Here is a 19,709-nt window from a genome sequence, read left to right as displayed (position 1 = left end):
TTTCTTAGGGTGGTTAGATTCGTTTAAAGTCGACCCAGTAATCTGAAGAAGCGTCAGAAAACGCACGTATTTTTTGCAGCAATATAACAGGATCAGCTTCTATTATAAGCTTGTCCAGCTGATCTTTTTTTACAAATCCTTCCGCAACCGTATGGCTGATCATCTCAAAGAATCTATCATAGTAGCCATTGATGTTATAGAAGGCCACCGGCTTTTTAATAATGCCCAGTTGGTTCCAGGTAATGATCTCACAGATCTCATCAAATGTGCCGAAGCCGCCTGGCATGGCGATAAAGGCATCGGAGCGGGCGGCCATAATAGCTTTACGCTCGTGCATGGTTTCTACCACGTGTAGTTCGTGCAGGCCCGTATGGGCAACTTCACGGTCTACCAGGCTTTGCGGAATCACACCAATTGCTTTGCCTCCGTGTTCCAGCACAGCATCTGCTATTATACCCATTAACCCAACATTGCCACCACCATACACGATAGCTATAGTTTGCTCGGCCATTAATTTGCCCAATGCGGCTGATGCTTCGCTATATACCGGGTCCTGGCCTGTGTTTGCCCCACAAAAAACGCCTATACTTCTCATTACTTTTGAATTTAAAAACCGGGAAAAGGAAAGCTCCGCCATTTCTGACGGAGCTCTGTTTATAGTTTACAGTTACAGTTTTTAGGCCGTTACCTTATTATACATTTTTGCTAAGGTCTCTGCGGCGTAATCAATCTCAGCGTCGGTGTTGTATTTACTGAAAGAGAAACGAACAGAACCACGCGCAGGATCAACGTTAAGGGCACGCAGTACATGCGAACCGGCATTGGCACCACTGCTGCAGGCGCTACCACCCGAGGCTGATATTTTAGCAATATCCAGGCTGAACAACAGCATCTCGTTCATGTCGGATGCAGGCAGGCTAACATTCAATACGGTATACAAACTCTTGTCTCCAAACTCCGACAGCCCGTTAAAGCTTACATCTTCCATCTGCTCGCGCAGTTTAAAGATCATCCTGTCTTTCAGGCTCTGAATATGGCGTGTATGGTCGTCCATGTCGCGGTACGCAATCTCCAGCGCTTTAGCCAGGCCAATAATGCCGTACACGTTTTCGGTGCCGCCACGCATGTTGCGCTCCTGAGCGCCGCCCTGAATCAGTGGCTGTATTTTATAGTTAGCATCGCAGTACAGGAAACCAACGCCTTTAGGACCATGGAATTTATGCGCCGAACCAACTATAAAATTAGCGCCCAGCGTCTGCAGGTCGTGTTTATAGTGGCCCATGGTCTGCACCGTATCCGAATGGAAAATGGCGTTATACTTTTTGCAGATCTCCCCAATCGCTTCGATGTTATTCAGGTTGCCAATTTCGTTATTGGCATGCATGATCGAAACTATAGTTTGCGGCTGGCTGGCCAATAGTTCTTCCAGTTGCTCCAGGTCAAGGTTGCCGCGCTCATCGTGGCGAAGGTAGCTTACCTGTACGCCATCCTGCTTCTCCAGCATCTCCATACTATGCAACACCGCGTGGTGCTCCAGTTTGGTGCTGATAGCGTGTTTTATACCAAAGGTGCGGCAAGTGCAAACCAAAGCAGAGTTGTCAGCCTCAGTGCCACCTGATGTAAAGAAGATCTCGGCAGGGGAGGTATTTAGTAACGAGGCCACCGTTTTACGTGCTTTCTCAATAGCTGCCCTTACTTCCCGGCCATGCGAGTGGATAGAAGACGGGTTGCCATAGTGTTCCAGCATAAAAGGGGCCATGGCATCAAAAACTTCCTTATCTAAAGGAGTGGTGGCAGCATTATCTAAATATACACGCATGTCGGTAAAGGTTTGCATTACTATATAACGAACTACTAAAGTATTAAAAAAAGTTGCGCCAAGGAGAAAGAAATTGATTTTCTCTCCTTGGCGCGTATAGGTTGCCTGTTATGATGTGTACTTACAACAACACATTATGCTTTCGCTGAAATTATTTCCTTGATGTCTGCAATGATCTTGTTAGCCAGGTGCTCAGCGGTCGCATTGCTATCCGATTCGGCATAAATACGGATGATCGGCTCGGTGTTGGACTTGCGCAGGTGTACCCACTCTTTGTCAAACTCGATCTTTACACCATCTATGGTATTGATAGGCTGCTTGGCGTAGCGCTCCTGCATTTGTGTTAGCACAGCGTCCACGTCTACATCTGGCGTAAGCTCTATCTTATTTTTAGAAATATAATAATTAGGGTAGCTGGCACGAAGGCGCGTCATGCTCAAACCAGATTTAGCAAGGTGCGTCAGGAACAGTGCTATACCAACCAGTGCATCGCGGCCATAGTGCAGCTCAGGGTAAATGATACCGCCGTTGCCCTCACCACCAATTACTGCGTTCTGCTCTTTCATCATGTTTACCACGTTCACTTCGCCAACGGCAGCAGCATAGTAATTGCCTCCCGCTTTCTCGGTTACGTCGCGCAGCGCTCTTGTGGATGACAGGTTAGAAACTGAGTTACCTACTTTGTTCTTGAGGATATAATCAGCAACAGCTACCAGTGTGTATTCTTCACCAAACATGCTGCCGTCTTCGTTTATCAACGCCAGGCGGTCTACATCCGGGTCTACCACGATGCCCAGGTCAAACTTACCTTTCTCAATCACTTTCGAGATTTCGCGCAGGTTTTCTGGCAGCGGCTCCGGGTTGTGCGGAAAATGTCCATCCGGCTCGCAGTATAGTTTCTCTATCGTTTTAACGCCAAGCGCTTTCAGTAGCATTGGCACGGCAATACCGCCCGTAGAGTTAACGCAATCTATAGCAATCTTAAATTTCTTTTCTTTAATAGCTTCCACATCTACCAATGGCAGGGCCAGTATCGTTTCGATGTGTCTTGCAATGGCATCTTCGCGCTGTGTATAAGTACCCAGTTCTGTTACCTGTGCAAATTCAAAAGCTTCTTTATCGGCCAGTTCCAGTACCAGTTTGCCTTCTGCATCCGAAATAAACTCGCCTTTATAGTTGAGGAGCTTTAAGGCATTCCACTGCTTGGGATTATGGCTGGCTGTCAGTATAATACCGCCACCTGCTTTTAGCTCAGGCACTACCATTTCTACCGTTGGAGTCGTAGACAGCCCGACATCAATTACGTTTATGCCTAAGCCCTGTAGGGTAGCGCAAACCAGTTTGTTTACCATATCGCCGGAGATACGCGCATCGCGGCCGACAACTATAGTATTGTTATTATTGGTAGTCTGCAGTACCCAGGTACCGTAAGCGGCAGCAAATTTAACTACATCTACAGGGGTGAGTGCTTCACCTGCCTGCCCGCCTATCGTTCCTCTAATTCCTGAAATTGATTTTATTAAAGCCACTTGTGTTTAATGTTTATAGGTTGCAAAAGTAGCAATATTTAGGTTTATACTTTATACTTTCACGCAATTTATACCTGCCTGAGTACCATGCAAACAGCTGAAGCCGTATTTTAGTATATTTGCCTTATTATGGATAAAACTTTTTTTGATGATACCCCGCGTGGCAGACAACTGCAGGCATTTGACCGCCTGCTGGATGTAATGGATGACCTGCGCGAGAAATGCCCCTGGGACCGCAAACAAACCCTGGAAAGCCTGCGCCACTTAACGATAGAAGAAACCTATGAGCTATCAGATGCCATTTTAAAGCAGGATATGCCGGAAATAAAGAAGGAGATAGGCGACCTGATGCTGCACATGGTGTTCTATGCCAAAATTGCTTCTGAGCAAAAAGCCTTCGATATTGCTGATGTGTTGAATTCGCTTTGCGAGAAGCTTATCTTCAGACACCCACATATTTACGGCGACGTAACAGCAGATACAGAAGAGGAAGTAAAAAGAAACTGGGAACAACTGAAACTGAAAGAAGGTAACAAGTCGGTGCTGGGTGGTGTGCCGTCGTCGTTGCCTGCGCTGGTAAAAGCCATGCGCATACAGGAAAAAGCCCGCGGTGCCGGTTTCGATTGGGACGATAAAAGCCAGGTGTGGGAAAAAGTGCAGGAAGAGTTGGGCGAGTTTGAAGAAGAATTTAACGTACAAGACACCACAACTATAAATAAGCAGCGGGCTACAGCCGAATTCGGGGACCTGCTGTTTTCTCTTATAAACTTTGCACGTTTTGTAGATATTAACCCGGAGGAAGCACTGGAGCGAACCAATCTGAAGTTTATAAGTCGTTTTCAGTACCTTGAGACAGAAGCTGCAAAGGAAGGTAAAAGATTACAGGATATGAGCTTGGAAGAAATGGACTTTTACTGGAATAAAGCAAAAAACAAGTAGGTATGCATACAACCTAAAAATTCATTTCCTATATTTAAACCGCACATTCAGGTTTTTAGAGAACGGAATTGCTAACTTTTTTATTTAGTGTCATTTGAATTTAGTCGGAGTATCGCATAAGAAGTTATAGTTCCTGACAGGTTAGGGAGTTGTAACTTTTTTCTGTTGCCCTCTCAAATTTTATTTCAATGCAACAATTGTATGCCAGCTATGTATAATGGTAGTGCTCAATTTTTATATAGAAATTTTTTGAGATAATGAATCCGGAATAGTGTTTATACTTTGGATAATATTTGAAATTATATAGATTTGTAGATGCGCACCTGTTTATGGTGCTTAAAAGGTTAAATCATCTCCGGGTCTGATACCTGAATGCAGCTGCAATTAATCTCTGGATCTGCTTTTAATTCTAAAAAATTGAGTAGTTAAAGAACTAAAACTGAAACAATTACATTTTTATAATTACACAATCAATTAATTTACAACACAAACAGCTAAACTTTAAACTTTAATCAAAATGGAAAAAAAGACTGCAGTAGTGAGCAAAGATGCTAATGTAGAAACAAAGACTACCTCGGGAGGTTCTTTATTTGCCACTATCGTTATTCCAGTTGCCGTTATAATATGCGTGCTTATTTACATGTTCGTATTAGGTAACCCTGCAAACTTCGAAGGTGGTAGCAACGAAAATCATCCGCTTCCAGGTAACTATTTAGCTATCGTTTATAAAGGTGGTTGGGTAGTTCCTATCCTGATGTCTCTTGTACTGATGGTATTTATCTTCGCTATCGAGCGTGTACTTACAATCAGCAAAGCAAAAGGTACTAAAAACGTAGCCGGCTTCGTACGTACAATTTCTTCTAAACTGAACCAGCGTGATATCAACGGTGCAATTGCTGCCTGCGATGTTCAGAAAGGTTCTGTTGGTAACGTAGTAAAAGCAGGTCTGCTTAAGTACAAAGAAATGCAGAACGAGCCTGAGCTTTTAAAAGCTGAGAAAGTTGCTGCTATCCAGAAAGAGATCGAAGAATCTACTTCACTTGAGTTACCAATGCTTGAGAAGAACCTGGTTGTTATTTCAACTATCGCTTCTATTTCAACACTGGTTGGTCTGATTGGTACTGTACTTGGTATGATCAAAGCGTTCTCGGCTCTTGCGGCTTCAGGTTCTCCGGACGCAACTGCTCTTTCAAACGGTATTTCTGAGGCCTTGATTAACACAGCACTAGGTATTACAGGATCTACTCTTGCGATTATCGCTTACAACTACTTCACTAGCAAAATTGATGAGTTAACTTATAGCATTGACGAAGCTGGTTTCAGCATCATCTCTACTTTCGCTGCTCAGCACGATTCAGCTGGTGAAACTGTAAGAAAACAAACTGTTTAATTGATCTTAACGCAAAGAAATGCCTAGAGTAAAAGTAAAAAGAAATAACCCTTCATTGGACATGACGCCAATGGTGGACTTATTCTTCTTGCTGGTTACTTTCTTTATGCTAACGGCGACCGCGAGGGAAGAGGAAGTCGTTATAGTAGACACCCCTTCATCCGTATCAGAGATTAAATTACCTGATGCAAACGTGATCACATTAACGGTTGACAAAAACGACCGTGTGTTTTTCGGGGTAGACGGCCAGCAGACAAAGAAGGCTTTACTAGACAAGATGGCGAGTAAGTACGGGGTGAGTTTCGATGAGAAGGAAAGCAAGACTTTCTCTCTTTTAAGCAACTTCGGTGTTCCGGTAAATCAGCTAAAATCTTATTTAGCGATGGATGGCACGGAGCGCAAGAACGTGAACCAGCCTGGCATTCCGCTTGACTCTACTAACAACCAGTTAAGAGACTGGATTCTGGAGACGCGCAAGCTAAACCAAAAGGTTGTGATTGCGATCAAAGGAGATGTTGACGTAAGTTATTCGACGGTACAGAAGGTAATCGAAACCCTTCAGGACCAGAAGGTAAACCGGTTCAACCTGGTTACTGATATGGAAGCCAGACCAAAATCTTTATAATAGAAAGGAGATACTGAAATGGCAGAAATACAAGAAAAAGCCTCCTCTGGTAAAGGTGGTAAGAAACGCGCCAAAAAGCACTCTACCAAAATTGACATGACGCCAATGGTAGACCTTGCAGCTCTTCTGATCACGTTCTTCATGCTTACAACAACATTCAGTAAGCCACAGACCATGGAAATTAACATGCCTGTGAAAGATGATAAACCTGAAAACCAGATCCCTGTAAAGGCGAGTAACGCAATGACGATCATACTTGGCGAGGATGATAAGGTATTCTATTACTTTGGTTTAGGTGCTCCTGAGGAGAACCCGGAAGTGATAGAGACCGATTATTCAGCAGCAGGCATCCGTAAAGCTTTGGTTTCGCCACGTGTGAAGTCAAACCCGAAGATGACTGTGATGATCAAGCCACTGGAGACATCGCGCTACAAGAACATGGTTGACATCCTGGATGAGTTGAGAATTACGGATACCAAGAAATTTGCCCTTGTTGATATTACCGACACGGATAAGCAATTGGTAAAAACTAAATTAGGACAATAGATATGGACGAAAGTAAGTTAGCAAAAGCCTCGCTTGATGATATCGTCTTTGCCGGACGTAACAAAGCTTATGGTGCCTATCTACTTCGCAAACTGTATAATAGCCATATCACAAAAGCTGCTATAATTGCTACTATCTTATTTGCTTTTTTTATCAGTATTCCGCTGATAAGCAAAATGATAGCTGGCGATGAAGAAGAAGTGATAGATGAGCGAATTATTACAGAGGTAGATCTTGCCCCACCACCGCCACTGGAAGAACAGGCGCCACCGCCACCGCCACCGCCGGATCTTCCGCCACCGCCACCGCCAGTGGCAGCTACAGTGAAGTATACGCCTCCTGTAGTTAAGCGTGACGAAGAAGTGCGTGAAGAGGAAGAAATTCCGGATGTAGAAGTACTGAAGGAAATTGACGCCGGTACAAAAACGGTGGAAGGTGTTAAAGGAGTTCCACCAGATTTAGGTGATATCGACGGTACCAGCGACGTAGTTGCAGAGGTAGTTGAAGAGAAGCCTTACGAATATGTGGAGCAGATGCCAACCTTCCCTGGAGGTGAACTTGAAATGCAGAAATATATTGCGAAGAACATTCGCTATCCTGCAGCAGCTCAACGAGCCGGTATCGAGGGACTTGTAGTTGTATCGTTCGTAGTAAGTAAAACAGGTGAGATCTCTGAAGTTAAAGTACTGAAGGGATTAGGAGCCGGAACTGACGAAGAAGCGATGCGCGTTGTTAAGTCGATGCCGAAGTGGAACCCAGGTAAGCAAAATGGTCGAGCTGTACCAGTTAGATTTACCGTTCCTGTTCGTTACACGATCAAATAATATAGCCTGGCTATAGTTTAAAAACCCGACTAAGAAATTAGTCGGGTTTTTTGTTTTAAAAAATTATACTCAGCATGCATACTAATTAATTTAAAAAGCGTATATTCAGTTTATACTATAAATAAATTATCATCCTAAACCATAAGCATACCTTAAAATGATCACCTGATATATTGTTAAACTATAAAACCCAAAGCCCATGAAAGAGAGCTATTTATTCGACATGACCTTTAATAACATAGTTTTTAAAGGCAGGAACAAAGCGTATGGCGCCTACAAACTGCGTCGCGTTTATCACAGGCACATAATTATAGCAGCTATAGTTGCGATAGTTATCTTTTCAGGGGGGCTTATAAGTCCGATAGTGAACAATATGTTTTTTGTAGCGCCTGAGAAATATGTAAAGCCTGTTTATGACATTATAGAGCCGGTTACTATAGTTCTGCCTCCGCCACCAGTAGAAAAGCAGCAGGAAATATTACCACCTGTTATGCCGGCGAAAGTAGAAGTAGCGACAGAAGTATATGCTAAGACCAAAGTAGTGCCTGACAACACGCCGGTTAAAGAAGTAGAACTTGCAAACCAGGAAGATCTGAAAAATGCTGACTTTGGAACAAAAAAGAAAGAAGGCATTGATCCTGCAGACCTGCCACCTATAGTTCCATCTGATGACCTGATAGGGATAGATGACGGTATTGGTACTGCAACAGCGCCAGAGACTAGTATACTTGATTTTGCAGAAGAAATGCCGGAATATTATGGTGGCCTGAGTGCTATGAGCAAATACCTGGGCAGGAAACTTAATTACCCGGCAGCAGCCAGATCCGAAAATATAGAAGGGACAGTAGTTGTTACTTTTGTAGTAGGCCGAAGCGGAGACATCGAAGATGTTAAAGTTTTAAAGGGTCTAGGTTTTGGAACAGACGAAGAAGCGCTGCGTGTAATAAAGAGCATGCCACGCTGGAGACCAGGAAAACAGAATGGAATGCCGGTAGCAGTTCGTTACACATTACCAATTAAATTCTCGCTCAGGAACTAAAAATTAAATTATAAGTATAAAGCAGGGGCCATAAAAGTAGAACCTTTTATGGCCCCTGCTTTCATATTTGGTGTGATACCATTAACTTTAGTGGTTAATAAACACGTATGTTACTACAAAGTGTAGCATGATAAGACCAGAAAGACCTAAACCAAATACCAGTTTCCTTGCAAAATTTGTAAAAATTTTCGGGCTGCTGATGACTACCTTGTATGTTGTATTAGGCGTGTACCTGATCTTTACAGACGAACAAAACTCGAACCTGAACATACCTACGAAGTTCAGATACATACTTGGTGGCGTATTGATACTATACGGCATTTTCAGGTTTATCAGAGTATTACAGGCTAGTTCCCGAAAAGATAGAAGAAGGTATGAAGAATAAATTCTGGGCAGTCCTGCTCGTTGCAGGTACACTTGTATACACAGGCTGTGGTGGCAATTCCGGCGATGCCCCAACAGATACCCCTACATCAGGTAAGGTAAAAATCAGCGTTGACGAATCTTTTAAGCCAATTATTGAAACGCAGGTAAGCACCTTTGAAGGAATTTATAAGCGCGCTGAAGTAACTGCAGAGTATAAGCCCGAAGGAGATGTTATAAAGGACATACTGAATGACAGTATCAGGGTAATTGTGCTGTCGCGGGAGCTTACTCCGGAAGAAAATAAAGTTATTGAACAGAAAAAAAGGATACCAAGGGTTACAAAAATAGCGATTGATGCTGTTGCAATAATCGTGAACAGAAGCAACCCGGACTCGCTGCTTACACTTGAGGAGTTGAAAACCATCTTCAGTGGCAAAACAAAATCGTGGAAGCAACTAAACAAGGAAAGCAAATTAAAAGACATAACTATAGTTTTCGATAACAATAATTCGGGGACAGCGCGTTATGTGAAAGATTCCCTGATAGCGGATCATAAACTGCCATCAAATACATTTGCAGCCGAATCGCATAAGGCGCTGATAGATTATGTGGAGAAAAATGAGAACGCACTTGGCGTTATAGGAGTGAACTGGATCAGCGATTTTGATGACAGTACAGTAGTTGGTTTCCAGAACAGAATTAAAGTTGTAGGTATAAGTGCAGAGCCTTTACCACGCACTACAGAAAGTTATTACCAGCCTTATCAGGCCTACATTGCACAAGGCACATACCCACTGCGCAGGTATCTTTATATCATCAGTACAGAAGGCCGTGCCGGCCTTGGCACAGGTTTTGCATCATACGTAGCAGGAGACAAGGGACAACGTATAATACTTAAATCTGGTCTGGTACCTGCCACAATGCCAGTGCGCGTAATAGGCTTACAATAAACAAACGAAGAACCTTAACTCAATTTTAGTACATTTAATATAACCTTAACAAGCAGATTACAATGACAAACAACTGGAAGTATATCCTTCTGATGGCCACTGCCTTTCCAACTGCTGCTGCTTTTGCACAGTCAGGTGATGCGGGAAAGAAAGCATTAGACTTGGAGCGCTATGAAGAGGCAAAATCTATCTATAAAAAGAAGCTTAACGATAAGAAGGCAGATAATGCTTACTATACGTTAGGTGACATATATCTGAAAACTGAAAAGCTAGATTCAGCTACGTATTACTTTAACCAGGGCATAGCCAAAAACAAAAAGTCGGCAATCAACTTTGCTGGTTTAGGTAAGGTTGCTATGGATCAGGGAAACAGAGCCGAAGCCGAAAAGCAATTTAACCAGGCACTTAAGCTTAGTAAGTCTAAAGATGCAGATGTGCTTACAGCTGTAGCGGAGGGTTATTTAAGTGCTCCGGAGCGTACAGATGCTGACCTGCAGAAAGCTGTAGAATACCTGCAGAAAGCTGTTCAGCGTGATAAGAACAATACAACGGCTTACCTGATGCTGGGTGATGCACAACTCGACCTTAAAAAAGGTGGAGAAGCTATGACCAGCTATGATAACGCAATCCGTATTGACGCTGGCAATCCGAAAGCTTACCTGAGAAGAGGCCAGCTATACACTAGATCAAGAAACTATACGGAAGCTGAGCAGGCATTCCAGAAGGCAATCGAGATCGATCCTAACTATGCGCCGGCTTACAGAGACCTGGGTGAACTATACTATTTTGCTGGTCAGTACGACAAAGCACTATCTACATTTAAAAAGTATGTGGATATGGCTGAGGATTCTCCTGAAACCAAAGCGAAATATGCATCATTCCTGTTCCTGACCAAGAACTACGACCAGACCTTGAAAGAGGTGCAGGAAGTTCTGAAGACAGATCCGGACAATACTGTAATGAACCGTCTACAGGCTTATTCTTATTTAGAATTAGGCCAGCCAGACAAAGCATTACAGGCTATGGAAAGCTATATACAAAAAGTTGGTAAGGATAAGCTTATTGCTGAAGACTACGAGTACTATGGTCGTATCCTGAGCAAGAACAACCAGCACGCTAAAGCTACTGAGAACCTGCAGAAGGCACTTGATATGAACCCTGATAAGGTAGAGCTTTACCAGGAACTTGCTACGGCTTATGCCAAAGCAGGCCAGTATGATAAGGCTGTAGCAGTTTATACCAAGAAGCGTGATAAAACTGAGCCTTCAAATGCTGACTTCTACTACATGGGTAATATCTACATGCAGGCAGGTGCGGAAGCAAGAGAAGCTAAAAACGAGCAGAAAGCTGCAGAATTCTTCAAGAAGGCTGACGAGACATATGCAAACGTTACGACTAGTAACCCTACGTATGCCTATGGCCATTACTGGAGAGGACTTGCCAACGCTAACATGGATACTGAAAGCACAGGCGGTTTAGCAAAACCACACTTTGAGGAGTTTATTAAACTAGCTAGTGCTGAGCCAGATAAATACAAAGCTGCTTTGGTTGATGCCAATAACTACCTGGGTTACTACTACTATGTAGTTAAGCCAAACAGAGAAATGGCTATTAAGCATTACCAGGAAGTACTTAAGTTAGATAACAGCAACGAACAAGCGAAAGCTGCCCTTGCTGAGATCAATAAGTCTGCAAAGAAAAAGTAAGCTACAAGCTACCTATAAAACAGGAAAGCCTGCTCCAGTGGAGCAGGCTTTCCTGTTTTATGTATGTATATATAGGGTGAGAATATGTGTCATGTCCTTACTTTAGGAAGCAAGATTTCTGACTTTGCTATAGTTGATTTTATAGTTTTGTAGTTAGCTTTTTCTGCCGCAAGTTTTCAACTTGTGGTTTTGTATGGTGTTGAGTTTTCAACTCAACTGGCCCGGCAGGGACAAGTATTGTATGAATCAGGATTTACAGGATTAAAGGATTTTCAGGATTGGTGTTTATGCTATAGTTGGAGGTACAGTTTTATAGTTGCTGTAATCCAACCACCCCTTTATCCCCTCCTTGTCTAAGGTGGGGAGCTTTTACGACCACTGCTTTAGTTCAAGATAAAGTTTTATAGATTCAGTTCGTCATCCCCCTGCCCCCTTCAAAGGGGGACTTTTATGCTACTACTTAATGTTCTGTCATTTCGACGATAGGAGAAATCTGAATTAGCTATAGTTCCAATCCACGAACAGGACAGGTTTACCTGTCCCCTCGGAGCTATGACCACGATAAAACTCGAAGCTTACCGGTTCAAACTATAGACAAACTATAGCTATCGAAACGTATCAGTCTTTGGGTTGAGCGCATTGTAGATTTCTGGTGCCGCAGGCATTTCGAAGTACGAGAAAAAGAAATGTACACCGCGCGATGCCCGAAGACGGGGCCGCTCGGCCCGAGAGAGCCAAGCTAACTATAGAATGATAGGCAAATAAAGCTCGCAGGATTAAAGAGAGCTATAGAAGGAAAGGCTTGGTTCCAGTTGTAGAGTAGCAAACTATAAGCTGAGATAGATTTCTCACCTCGTTTGAAATGACAAAGAAGGAAATTATAAGACATATAAGCCACTTCAGCTAACGCTCAGGATGAATAGAAACGATAAGCTTCACCCCAAACCTATCAACCAGTCAATCAATTATTACGCTAATGGCAGGCGGTCTCGTAAAAAAGAAGTAATTTTGCATCCTTAAATTTCAGAGTATGGCAGAGACTCCGCACAAGGCCGGTTTTGTAAGTATAGTTGGTAAGCCAAACGTAGGTAAATCTACGTTGATGAATGCGCTGGTAGGCGAGAAGCTATCTATCATTACATCTAAAGCACAGACTACGCGCCACCGCATCATGGGTATTTTGAATGGCGACGACTTCCAGATCGTGTATTCCGATACGCCTGGCATTATTAAACCACAGTATGCCTTGCATGAGTCGATGATGAGCTTTGTGCGTACCTCGCTGGAGGATGCCGATGTGATTCTGTTCGTGACAGATATCTATGAGCAGCACGACGAGGATGATGTGATCAAGAGACTGCAATATGCTGAAGTGCCGATCTTGTTGCTGATAAACAAGATTGACCAGGCAACAGAAGAGGAAGTGCAGCAAAAAGTAGCGTACTGGCAGGAGAAGATGAACCCAACCGAGATCCACCCGATATCGGCACTTCATATCTTCGGATTAGACCAGTTATTTGCACGCCTGCTGCATTATTTACCAGAACATCCGGCCTTTTATCCAAAAGATGAACTGACTGACAAGCCGGAACGTTTCTTTGTGTCGGAGATTATCCGGGAGAAGATTTTCCTGAACTATAAAAAAGAGATTCCTTACAGCTGCGAAGTAGTAGTAGAGGAGTTTAAAGAGGAAGAAGAGATCATCCGTATCAGGGCAGAGATAAGTGTGGAGCGCAAAAGCCAGAAGGGCATTGTGATCGGCAACAAAGGCGAAGCGCTTAAAAAAGTGGGCACGCATGCCCGTATTGATATGGAACAGTTCTTCCAGAAAAAGATATTTCTTGATTTGTATGTGCGCGTGAACGAAAACTGGCGAACAGACCAAAAGCTGTTAAGGCGATTTGGTTATAGCGAGTAAGTAGGCGCATGTAGTAAAGCTTCGGGGCAAGGTGTTCCGGGGGCACTTTAATTATTTTATACACTTAATAATGTCAACAAACATTATTGCTATTGTAGGTCGCCCAAATGTGGGTAAATCTACTTTGTTTAACCGCCTTGTCGGTCGTCGACAGGCTATTATGGATAACGAAAGCGGCGTAACCCGCGACAGAAGCTACGGCCATGGCGAATGGTGTGGTAAGTTCTTTACAGTTATTGATACTGGTGGCTATGTACACGGCTCCGATGATATTTTTGAAGGTGAAATTAACAAGCAGGTAGAGCTGGCTATTAAAGAAGCCGATGTGATCCTGTTTATGGTTGACGTAGATGCTGGCATGACAGGGCTGGATGAAGAATTTGCCAGTGTATTGCGTCGCTCAGATAAGCCGATTTATGTAGTTGCCAACAAAGCGGATACAAATGCACGGGCGCACCAGGTAGGCGAGTTCTACTCATTAGGTATCGACGGAGAGATCTTCGCTATTTCCTCGCAAAGTGGTTCCGGAACCGGTGACCTGCTGGATGAAGTGGTTAAGCACTTTAAAGACGAAGGCATCGAAGATCCTACTGCCGGTATTCCTAAGATTGCCGTACTAGGCCGACCAAATGTAGGTAAATCATCTTTCGTGAACCTGCTGCTGGGCACAGAGCGAAACATAGTTACCGATATTGCCGGTACTACCCGCGATGCCATTCATTCGCACTACAATGCGTTTGGTAAAGAGTTTATTATAGTTGATACCGCTGGTCTGCGACGCAAAAGCAAAGTAAGCGAAGACATTGAATTCTATTCAGTAATGCGCTCGGTGCGTGCTTTGGAAGACGCTGATGTGTGTATCGTGATGCTGGATGCCACCCGTGGTATTGAAGCGCAGGATGTAAACATTATCACCCTGGCCGAAAAGAACCGCAAAGGCATTGTTATACTGGTAAACAAGTGGGACTTAGTTGAGAAAGATACTAACTCAACTAAAGAGTTTGAAGAGGAGATACTGGACAAAATAGCGCCAATAAAGTACGTGCCGGTTATCTTTACATCGGTGCTTACCAAGCAGCGTATTCACAAAGCTATTGAGGTAGCGATGGAAGTGTACGATAACAAGACACAGAAAATACCTACTTCTAAACTGAACGATGCCCTGTTGCCGGATATTGAGCGTTATCCGCCGCCAGCTATTAAAGGTAAGTTTATCCGGATAAAGTATGTAACGCAGTTACCAACGCACAACCCGACGTTTGCCTTTTTCTGTAACCTGCCTCAGTACATTAAAGAAGCCTACACGCGCTATCTTGAGAACCGCATACGCGAACATTTTGGCTTTAAAGGTGTGCCGATAAAGGTGCTGTTTAAAAAGAAATAAAAAATAAATTGAAGAAAATTAGAGTATTAAAATATAGTGCTATATTTGTAACTCGTTTTCAAAAAAACAACAAAACATCATGAAAAAAGTATTCGGTTTATTATTCGTTGCTGGTCTTTTCGCTTTCGCATCTTGCAACAATGCAGAAGAAACAGCTACTGAAGTTGAAACTACTGAAACTACAGTAGACGAAACTGTAGTTGAAGACACAACTTCTATGGAAGTTGACACTACAACTGTTCCAGTTGATTCAGCTTCTGCTGCTCTTTAATTAGCAACAGTAACCGCCTGGCGCATGGCCAGGGAAAGAAAAGGCACCTGAGTTATCAGGTGCCTTTTTGCTTTTAAATAAATATATTTTAAAACTATATAGTTGCATCCCCGTATTCGTTGTCATATTAGCTAAAGCTTGCTTTACTTAAAAGCAGGCAGTTAAAATATTGATTTAAACCAAAACAAATACATCATGAAAAAGCCAATTTTTATGCTAATGGCCGCTGGCCTGTTTTCTTTTGCATCTTGCGACTCACCTGCTGAAAACCAGACAGAAGAAAATGCAGAACAAATGGAGGATAATGCTGAGGATGCTGCAGACGATATGGAAGACTCCGCAGACAATATGGATGATACTACTGCTGTTATTGAGTAAGTATTTACAAGTAGCAACTATAAAGGCGGCTCCGGTATTCCGGAGCCGCCTTTATAGTTTAAGCACCCAGCCTTCGTTGCATCATGGCATTTAGTAAAGCATAAAGCCGTTTCGGGGCCAGCGTACGCCAGTTCACCATCTCCAGGTTACCGCCATAGTTTAAGTAATAATCCAGGTTGTAGCTCTTCATCTCGCTCAGTACAAAATCCTGAAAACCGATTGCCACAATCCAGCCATCTTCCACTTCTTCAAACCATTCTTCGTAGTAATCGTCTTCGGAGCCGTGGAAGTTAAATACGTTCTCACCGATGAGGACAAAATGTTTGATGCCCTCGTGTAGCATCGGGTCTATGATGTTGCGCTTTAGTTTCATGATGTCGTTATGAAGCGTGTCGTTCCATTCGCCTATAAACTCTATCACAGCAAAGCCCAGCTCATAATCCGTAAATAATATTTTAATGAATAGCGTTTCGGAATCTATCTCGTCCCATTGCGGATGGATGTAATACCCATAAATGGTATTGGTATATTGCGAAAGATTATTTTCGGCACCATACAGTGGCGAACGCGGGTCTTCGGAGGCGCTGTATAGTTCCAGCCAGTTATAAAAAGGCTCTATTGTATGCATAAACGTAAAAGTCTGACGTTAAAAGTTAACACAGGCCATGCTTGTTAGAGTTTACAAAAACCTGTTTCTTTTTTGGATATACTATCGCTTTAAACTATAGTTGTTGCATTACAGTATAGTAGTGATAGTTTTATTTTAAGACCCGAAAGATAATAGCAGCGGCAATTTAATCTGCCATTTTACCCTTACAAATAGTATGTTCCTAGTTACGCCACTAAAATCTCTGCGCTTTACTTTATTGGTTTTTGCTGTTTTGCTGTTGCAGCAGGCAAGATCTGAAAATAAAGAAACAGATTACATTAAAGCGTATTACCCGGTTATTCATGAGGCCGAAATGCTGGTGCTCAGCAAAGACTATAGTGCTGCCCTGGATAAGTATGCCGAGGCTTTTAAAGCTGTGCCAGCGCCCTTTGCCCGCGATTATTACAACGCCGCCGTTTGCGCTACCCTGACAGAGAACTATGCACAGACCTATAGTTACCTGCAAGCACTTGCCCTGAAAGGAGTGAAGCTGTCGTTTATAGAGAAGCAGGAGGTTTTTAAACCGTTGCAGGAGTCGAAAGAGTGGAAAAAGCTACAGAAGAAATATCCGAAGTACCGCAAAAAATACAAACGCCACGCTAACCTGGATGTAAGAGCCGATCTGGATGAACTATATGCCCGTGACAAGTACTTCAGGTTTGCAAAAGGTGGATTACGTGTTTATGCTGATACGCTCCGCAAAATAGAAAATGAGAACGTTGACAATTTGCTGAGGACAATACAGAAGCATGGCTACCCTGGTGAAAAGCTGATTGGTGTTGGCGATACGATAGAACAGCTCCCGAGATTTAGCATTGTTATAGAACGGCAGACAACTGCAAAAAAAGGATTCGACTTTTCTGACATTTTAAAGGAGGCCGTACAAAAAGGAGACATTTCGCCGCAGGCAGCAGCTTACCTGATGGAGACACAAAAAGGAACACGCTACTATAAAACCAGGGCACTGGTGCGTGTTGCCTGTACAAACAAAAAAGACTGCGAAGGCGACAAAAAGCTTAAAGCGCTGAACAAATACCTGGTAGAGGATCTGAGCAAAAAAGAAGAAAAGAAGGTAAATGACCTGCGTGCTGAAATAGGCCTTGAACCTGTAGATGATTACCGCCGGAAAGTGCTGTATAGTTTAAGCGATAACCGTTTTATGCTGGGCTATAGATGGTCGGTTGCTAATTATATTGTGCCTGGCAGAGACGCTGCAGAAGAACTTACCCGTGGGTTGGTTTCAGCAGAAACTGCACTTACTGCCAAGGAAAAATAAACTATAGTTATGCCTGTGTATCATTGTTTCGGTACGCAACTATAGCTGCGCGCACGCTTCCGTATTTTTGCAGTAAAGCGGCCGCTTCGGCCCTGCCCAGCTGCAGTTCTTCCATCAGCATGCGTGTGCCGCGGTCTACCAGCTTTAAGTTTGAGAGTTGCATGTCCACCATCTTGTTCCCTTTTACACGGCCCAGCCTTATCATGGTAGAGGTGGTGAGCATGTTAAGAGCCAGTTTCTGGGCGGTTCCGGCTTTCATGCGGGTGCTCCCGGTTACAAACTCAGGACCGGTTACAACCTCAACAGGATAATCAGAAACGTCGGCAACGGCGCTACCGGCATTGCAAACGATGCAGCCGGTAGCAATACCATTTTCACGGCAGGTCTTCAGCCCTCCAATCACGTAAGGAGTACGACCGGAAGCTGCAATGCCTACTACTATATCTTTTTCTGTGATGTTGTGCTGTTGCAGGTCTTTCCAGGCTTGCTGTTCATCATCTTCTGCAAATTCCACTGCTTTGCGGATAGCTGCGTCGCCACCTGCAATAAGGCCAATCACCATGCCATGGGGCACACCATACGTAGGTGGGCACTCCGATGCATCTACCACACCTAAGCGCCCACTGGTGCCGGCACCAATATAAAACAACCTGCCACCCTTCTGCAATCTTTCTACAGTAGCATTAACCAGTTGCTCCAGTTGCGGAATAGCTTTTTCTACAGCCAGCGGAACGGTCTTGTCTTCGTTGTTTATGCATTCCAGTAACTGGCGGACAGGCATTTGCTCCAGGCGGTCGTAGTTAGATGCGGATTCGGTAGTAGACACTTCTTTTAATTAAGAATTATGAATGATGAATTACGAATTACGAATGGCAACTATAAACTATACGTTTTTGGCCGCACCTGCTTTCTCAAGCAACTCCTGATGATATTTGATCAGGCCTTCGCTTGGGCTCTGGATGATCGTCTCGATGCGCAGACCGAACTTCTGTGCAGCCACTTTCAGGTTATCAGCAAAAAAGTAAGCAATAGAACCTACAAAGTTTACCGGCAACTCCATATGGCCTTTGTACTTCAGTACATGGCGCTCAAAAAAGTTTTCGAAGTTGGTATAGATCAGTTCTTTTATAAACGGATGTTTGCGTTTATCGTGTGCAAACTTGGCAAACGTAGCCATGTAACGGCTTGGCACTTCGGCACCATAGACTGTATCCAGGAACTCGTCTTTGGTAATGTTGTAGGTGTTTTTCAGGGATTGTGCCAGTTCTTCGGGTAGCTCACGGTAAAAGTAGGCACGCATCAGTAATTTACCTAGGTAAGCGCCGCTTCCTTCATCGCCAAGCAGGAATCCCAGTGACGGCACATTGTCCGTTATCTGGGCGCCATCATAGAGGCAGGTGTTGGAGCCTGTGCCAAGTATACAGGCAATGCCTGGGTTATGGCCGCACAGCGCGCGTGCTGCACTTAGCAGATCGTGGTCTACATGTATGTCACTTTCCGGGAATAAGCGCTGCAAGGCATCCGAAACCTTCTTGTTACGCTCCGGGGAGCTGCAGCCGGCACCATAAAAATAAATAGCCGATGGATTCTTGTCATTCAGGTTCGGGAGCAGCGACTTACTAAGCTCTTCAAAAATGTCTTCTGTTTCCTGGTACATCGGGTTAAAGCCCACTGTCTGCACATTCTGCAACACTTCTGTCTGATTTAAAGCGTTCCAGTCTGTTTTTGTAGAGCCACTATCTGCAATAAGAACCATATGCTGTAGAGTAAAATATAGAGTTGTCGTTTATTTATAGTTACGGATATCGCTTATCCGGATTATTCTGTACGGTACACGGAGTTTTTTACCAGCCCCACTGCCTCAAATTTATCAAAAACAAATTCAGTATGGGGCGCATTTTTTAATTCTTCGGTCAGGTCCTGGCCGGCCCAGTGCTCGTAATGGTTGCCTGTGCGCCATAACCTTGATTTTCTGACATCATAAATTACACCTTTATACGCTACCCAAACATCGTCTCTGTCCTGGCCGTTGCGTGAGGCAAGCTGTTGTAAAGTGTATTCGGGTAAGGGCATATTTCTTTATTCTGTGCTCTGGAGATG

At 43.6% G+C, this 19,709-nt stretch carries 21 protein-coding genes; 14 read left to right on the top strand and 7 right to left on the bottom strand.

The window, feature by feature from the left end; genetic code table 11:
- Positions 1-13: 13 nt before the first annotated feature.
- The 3 genes from KYK27_RS16900 to glmM all read right to left on the bottom strand — a co-directional run bounded on the left by KYK27_RS16900 (position 14) and on the right by glmM (position 3,348).
- Positions 14-595 carry a TIGR00730 family Rossman fold protein gene (locus tag KYK27_RS16900; protein ID WP_199111486.1) on the bottom strand — a complete coding sequence of 194 codons (582 nt, stop codon included), beginning with the start codon at positions 593-595 and terminating at the stop codon, positions 14-16.
- Positions 596-676: 81 nt separating this feature from the next.
- Positions 677-1,819, bottom strand: coding sequence for a cysteine desulfurase family protein (locus tag KYK27_RS16895; RefSeq protein WP_199111485.1), 1,143 nt, complete (start codon positions 1,817-1,819; stop codon positions 677-679).
- A 134-nt stretch (positions 1,820-1,953) separates the two neighbouring features.
- Complete coding sequence (gene glmM / locus KYK27_RS16890) at positions 1,954-3,348, bottom strand: phosphoglucosamine mutase (protein ID WP_199111484.1); 1,395 nt, start codon at positions 3,346-3,348, stop codon at positions 1,954-1,956.
- A 129-nt stretch (positions 3,349-3,477) separates the two neighbouring features.
- Here glmM and mazG point away from each other — a divergent pair, with 129 nt between their 5' ends.
- From mazG to KYK27_RS16825, 13 genes are all read left to right on the top strand, one after another.
- Complete coding sequence (gene mazG, locus KYK27_RS16885; RefSeq protein ID WP_199111483.1) at positions 3,478-4,287, top strand: nucleoside triphosphate pyrophosphohydrolase; 810 nt, start codon at positions 3,478-3,480, stop codon at positions 4,285-4,287.
- A gap of 517 nt (positions 4,288-4,804) precedes the next feature.
- On the top strand, positions 4,805-5,677 hold the full coding sequence (locus KYK27_RS16880) for a MotA/TolQ/ExbB proton channel family protein (RefSeq protein WP_199111482.1): 873 nt from the start codon (positions 4,805-4,807) through the stop codon (positions 5,675-5,677).
- A 19-nt stretch (positions 5,678-5,696) separates the two neighbouring features.
- Positions 5,697-6,302 carry an ExbD/TolR family protein gene (locus KYK27_RS16875; RefSeq protein WP_199111481.1) on the top strand — a complete coding sequence of 202 codons (606 nt, stop codon included), beginning with the start codon at positions 5,697-5,699 and terminating at the stop codon, positions 6,300-6,302.
- Between the two features lie 18 nt (positions 6,303-6,320).
- Positions 6,321-6,848, top strand: coding sequence for an ExbD/TolR family protein (locus tag KYK27_RS16870; RefSeq protein ID WP_199111480.1), 528 nt, complete (start codon positions 6,321-6,323; stop codon positions 6,846-6,848).
- Positions 6,849-6,850: 2 nt separating this feature from the next.
- Entirely contained in the window at positions 6,851-7,672 is an 822-nt protein-coding gene (locus tag KYK27_RS16865; RefSeq protein ID WP_199111479.1) for an energy transducer TonB, read from the top strand.
- A 199-nt stretch (positions 7,673-7,871) separates the two neighbouring features.
- Positions 7,872-8,711, top strand: a complete 840-nt coding sequence (locus tag KYK27_RS16860; RefSeq protein WP_199111478.1) for an energy transducer TonB — start codon at positions 7,872-7,874, stop codon at positions 8,709-8,711.
- 127 nt (positions 8,712-8,838) lie between these two features.
- On the top strand, positions 8,839-9,096 hold the full coding sequence (locus tag KYK27_RS16855; protein WP_199111477.1) for a hypothetical protein: 258 nt from the start codon (positions 8,839-8,841) through the stop codon (positions 9,094-9,096).
- Positions 9,086-10,027: a PstS family phosphate ABC transporter substrate-binding protein gene (locus KYK27_RS16850; RefSeq protein WP_199111476.1), complete on the top strand. Its 942-nt coding sequence runs from the start codon at positions 9,086-9,088 to the stop codon at positions 10,025-10,027. The genes KYK27_RS16855 and KYK27_RS16850 overlap by 11 nt, the downstream gene beginning before the upstream one ends.
- A gap of 62 nt (positions 10,028-10,089) precedes the next feature.
- Positions 10,090-11,733 (top strand): tetratricopeptide repeat protein, encoded by a 1,644-nt coding sequence (locus tag KYK27_RS16845; RefSeq protein ID WP_199111475.1) that lies wholly within the window; start codon positions 10,090-10,092, stop codon positions 11,731-11,733.
- 1,030 nt (positions 11,734-12,763) lie between these two features.
- Complete coding sequence (era, locus tag KYK27_RS16840; RefSeq protein WP_199111474.1) at positions 12,764-13,651, top strand: GTPase Era; 888 nt, start codon at positions 12,764-12,766, stop codon at positions 13,649-13,651.
- 70 nt (positions 13,652-13,721) lie between these two features.
- Positions 13,722-15,035 carry a ribosome biogenesis GTPase Der gene (der, locus tag KYK27_RS16835; protein ID WP_199111473.1) on the top strand — a complete coding sequence of 438 codons (1,314 nt, stop codon included), beginning with the start codon at positions 13,722-13,724 and terminating at the stop codon, positions 15,033-15,035.
- Between the two features lie 79 nt (positions 15,036-15,114).
- Complete coding sequence (locus tag KYK27_RS16830; RefSeq protein ID WP_199111472.1) at positions 15,115-15,306, top strand: hypothetical protein; 192 nt, start codon at positions 15,115-15,117, stop codon at positions 15,304-15,306.
- A 195-nt stretch (positions 15,307-15,501) separates the two neighbouring features.
- Positions 15,502-15,684: a hypothetical protein gene (locus KYK27_RS16825; RefSeq protein ID WP_199111471.1), complete on the top strand. Its 183-nt coding sequence runs from the start codon at positions 15,502-15,504 to the stop codon at positions 15,682-15,684.
- A 58-nt stretch (positions 15,685-15,742) separates the two neighbouring features.
- On the opposite strand, the gene KYK27_RS16820 is transcribed toward KYK27_RS16825, so the two are convergent.
- Complete coding sequence (locus KYK27_RS16820; protein ID WP_199111470.1) at positions 15,743-16,312, bottom strand: hypothetical protein; 570 nt, start codon at positions 16,310-16,312, stop codon at positions 15,743-15,745.
- Positions 16,313-16,508: 196 nt separating this feature from the next.
- Between KYK27_RS16820 and KYK27_RS16815 the strand changes: the two genes are divergently transcribed.
- Positions 16,509-17,609, top strand: a complete 1,101-nt coding sequence (locus KYK27_RS16815; protein ID WP_199111469.1) for a hypothetical protein — start codon at positions 16,509-16,511, stop codon at positions 17,607-17,609.
- 7 nt (positions 17,610-17,616) lie between these two features.
- On the opposite strand, the gene murQ is transcribed toward KYK27_RS16815, so the two are convergent.
- The 3 genes from murQ to KYK27_RS16800 all read right to left on the bottom strand — a co-directional run bounded on the left by murQ (position 17,617) and on the right by KYK27_RS16800 (position 19,682).
- Positions 17,617-18,435 carry an N-acetylmuramic acid 6-phosphate etherase gene (gene murQ, locus KYK27_RS16810; RefSeq protein ID WP_199111468.1) on the bottom strand — a complete coding sequence of 273 codons (819 nt, stop codon included), beginning with the start codon at positions 18,433-18,435 and terminating at the stop codon, positions 17,617-17,619.
- Positions 18,436-18,492: 57 nt separating this feature from the next.
- The gene (locus KYK27_RS16805) at positions 18,493-19,365 is read right to left on the bottom strand and encodes a hypothetical protein (RefSeq protein WP_199111467.1); all 873 of its coding nucleotides are present in this window, start codon (positions 19,363-19,365) and stop codon (positions 18,493-18,495) included.
- 62 nt (positions 19,366-19,427) lie between these two features.
- Complete coding sequence (locus KYK27_RS16800) at positions 19,428-19,682, bottom strand: cytochrome b5 domain-containing protein (protein WP_162428426.1); 255 nt, start codon at positions 19,680-19,682, stop codon at positions 19,428-19,430.
- Positions 19,683-19,709: the final 27 nt, after the last annotated feature.

Origin of the sequence: Pontibacter populi, from assembly GCF_019336435.1 — a bacterium.
GTDB classification, from domain to species: Bacteria; Bacteroidota; Bacteroidia; order Cytophagales; family Hymenobacteraceae; genus Pontibacter; species Pontibacter humidus.
The sequence above is the reverse complement of the archived record's forward strand: the minus strand, read 5'-3'. Positions and strand labels throughout refer to the sequence as shown.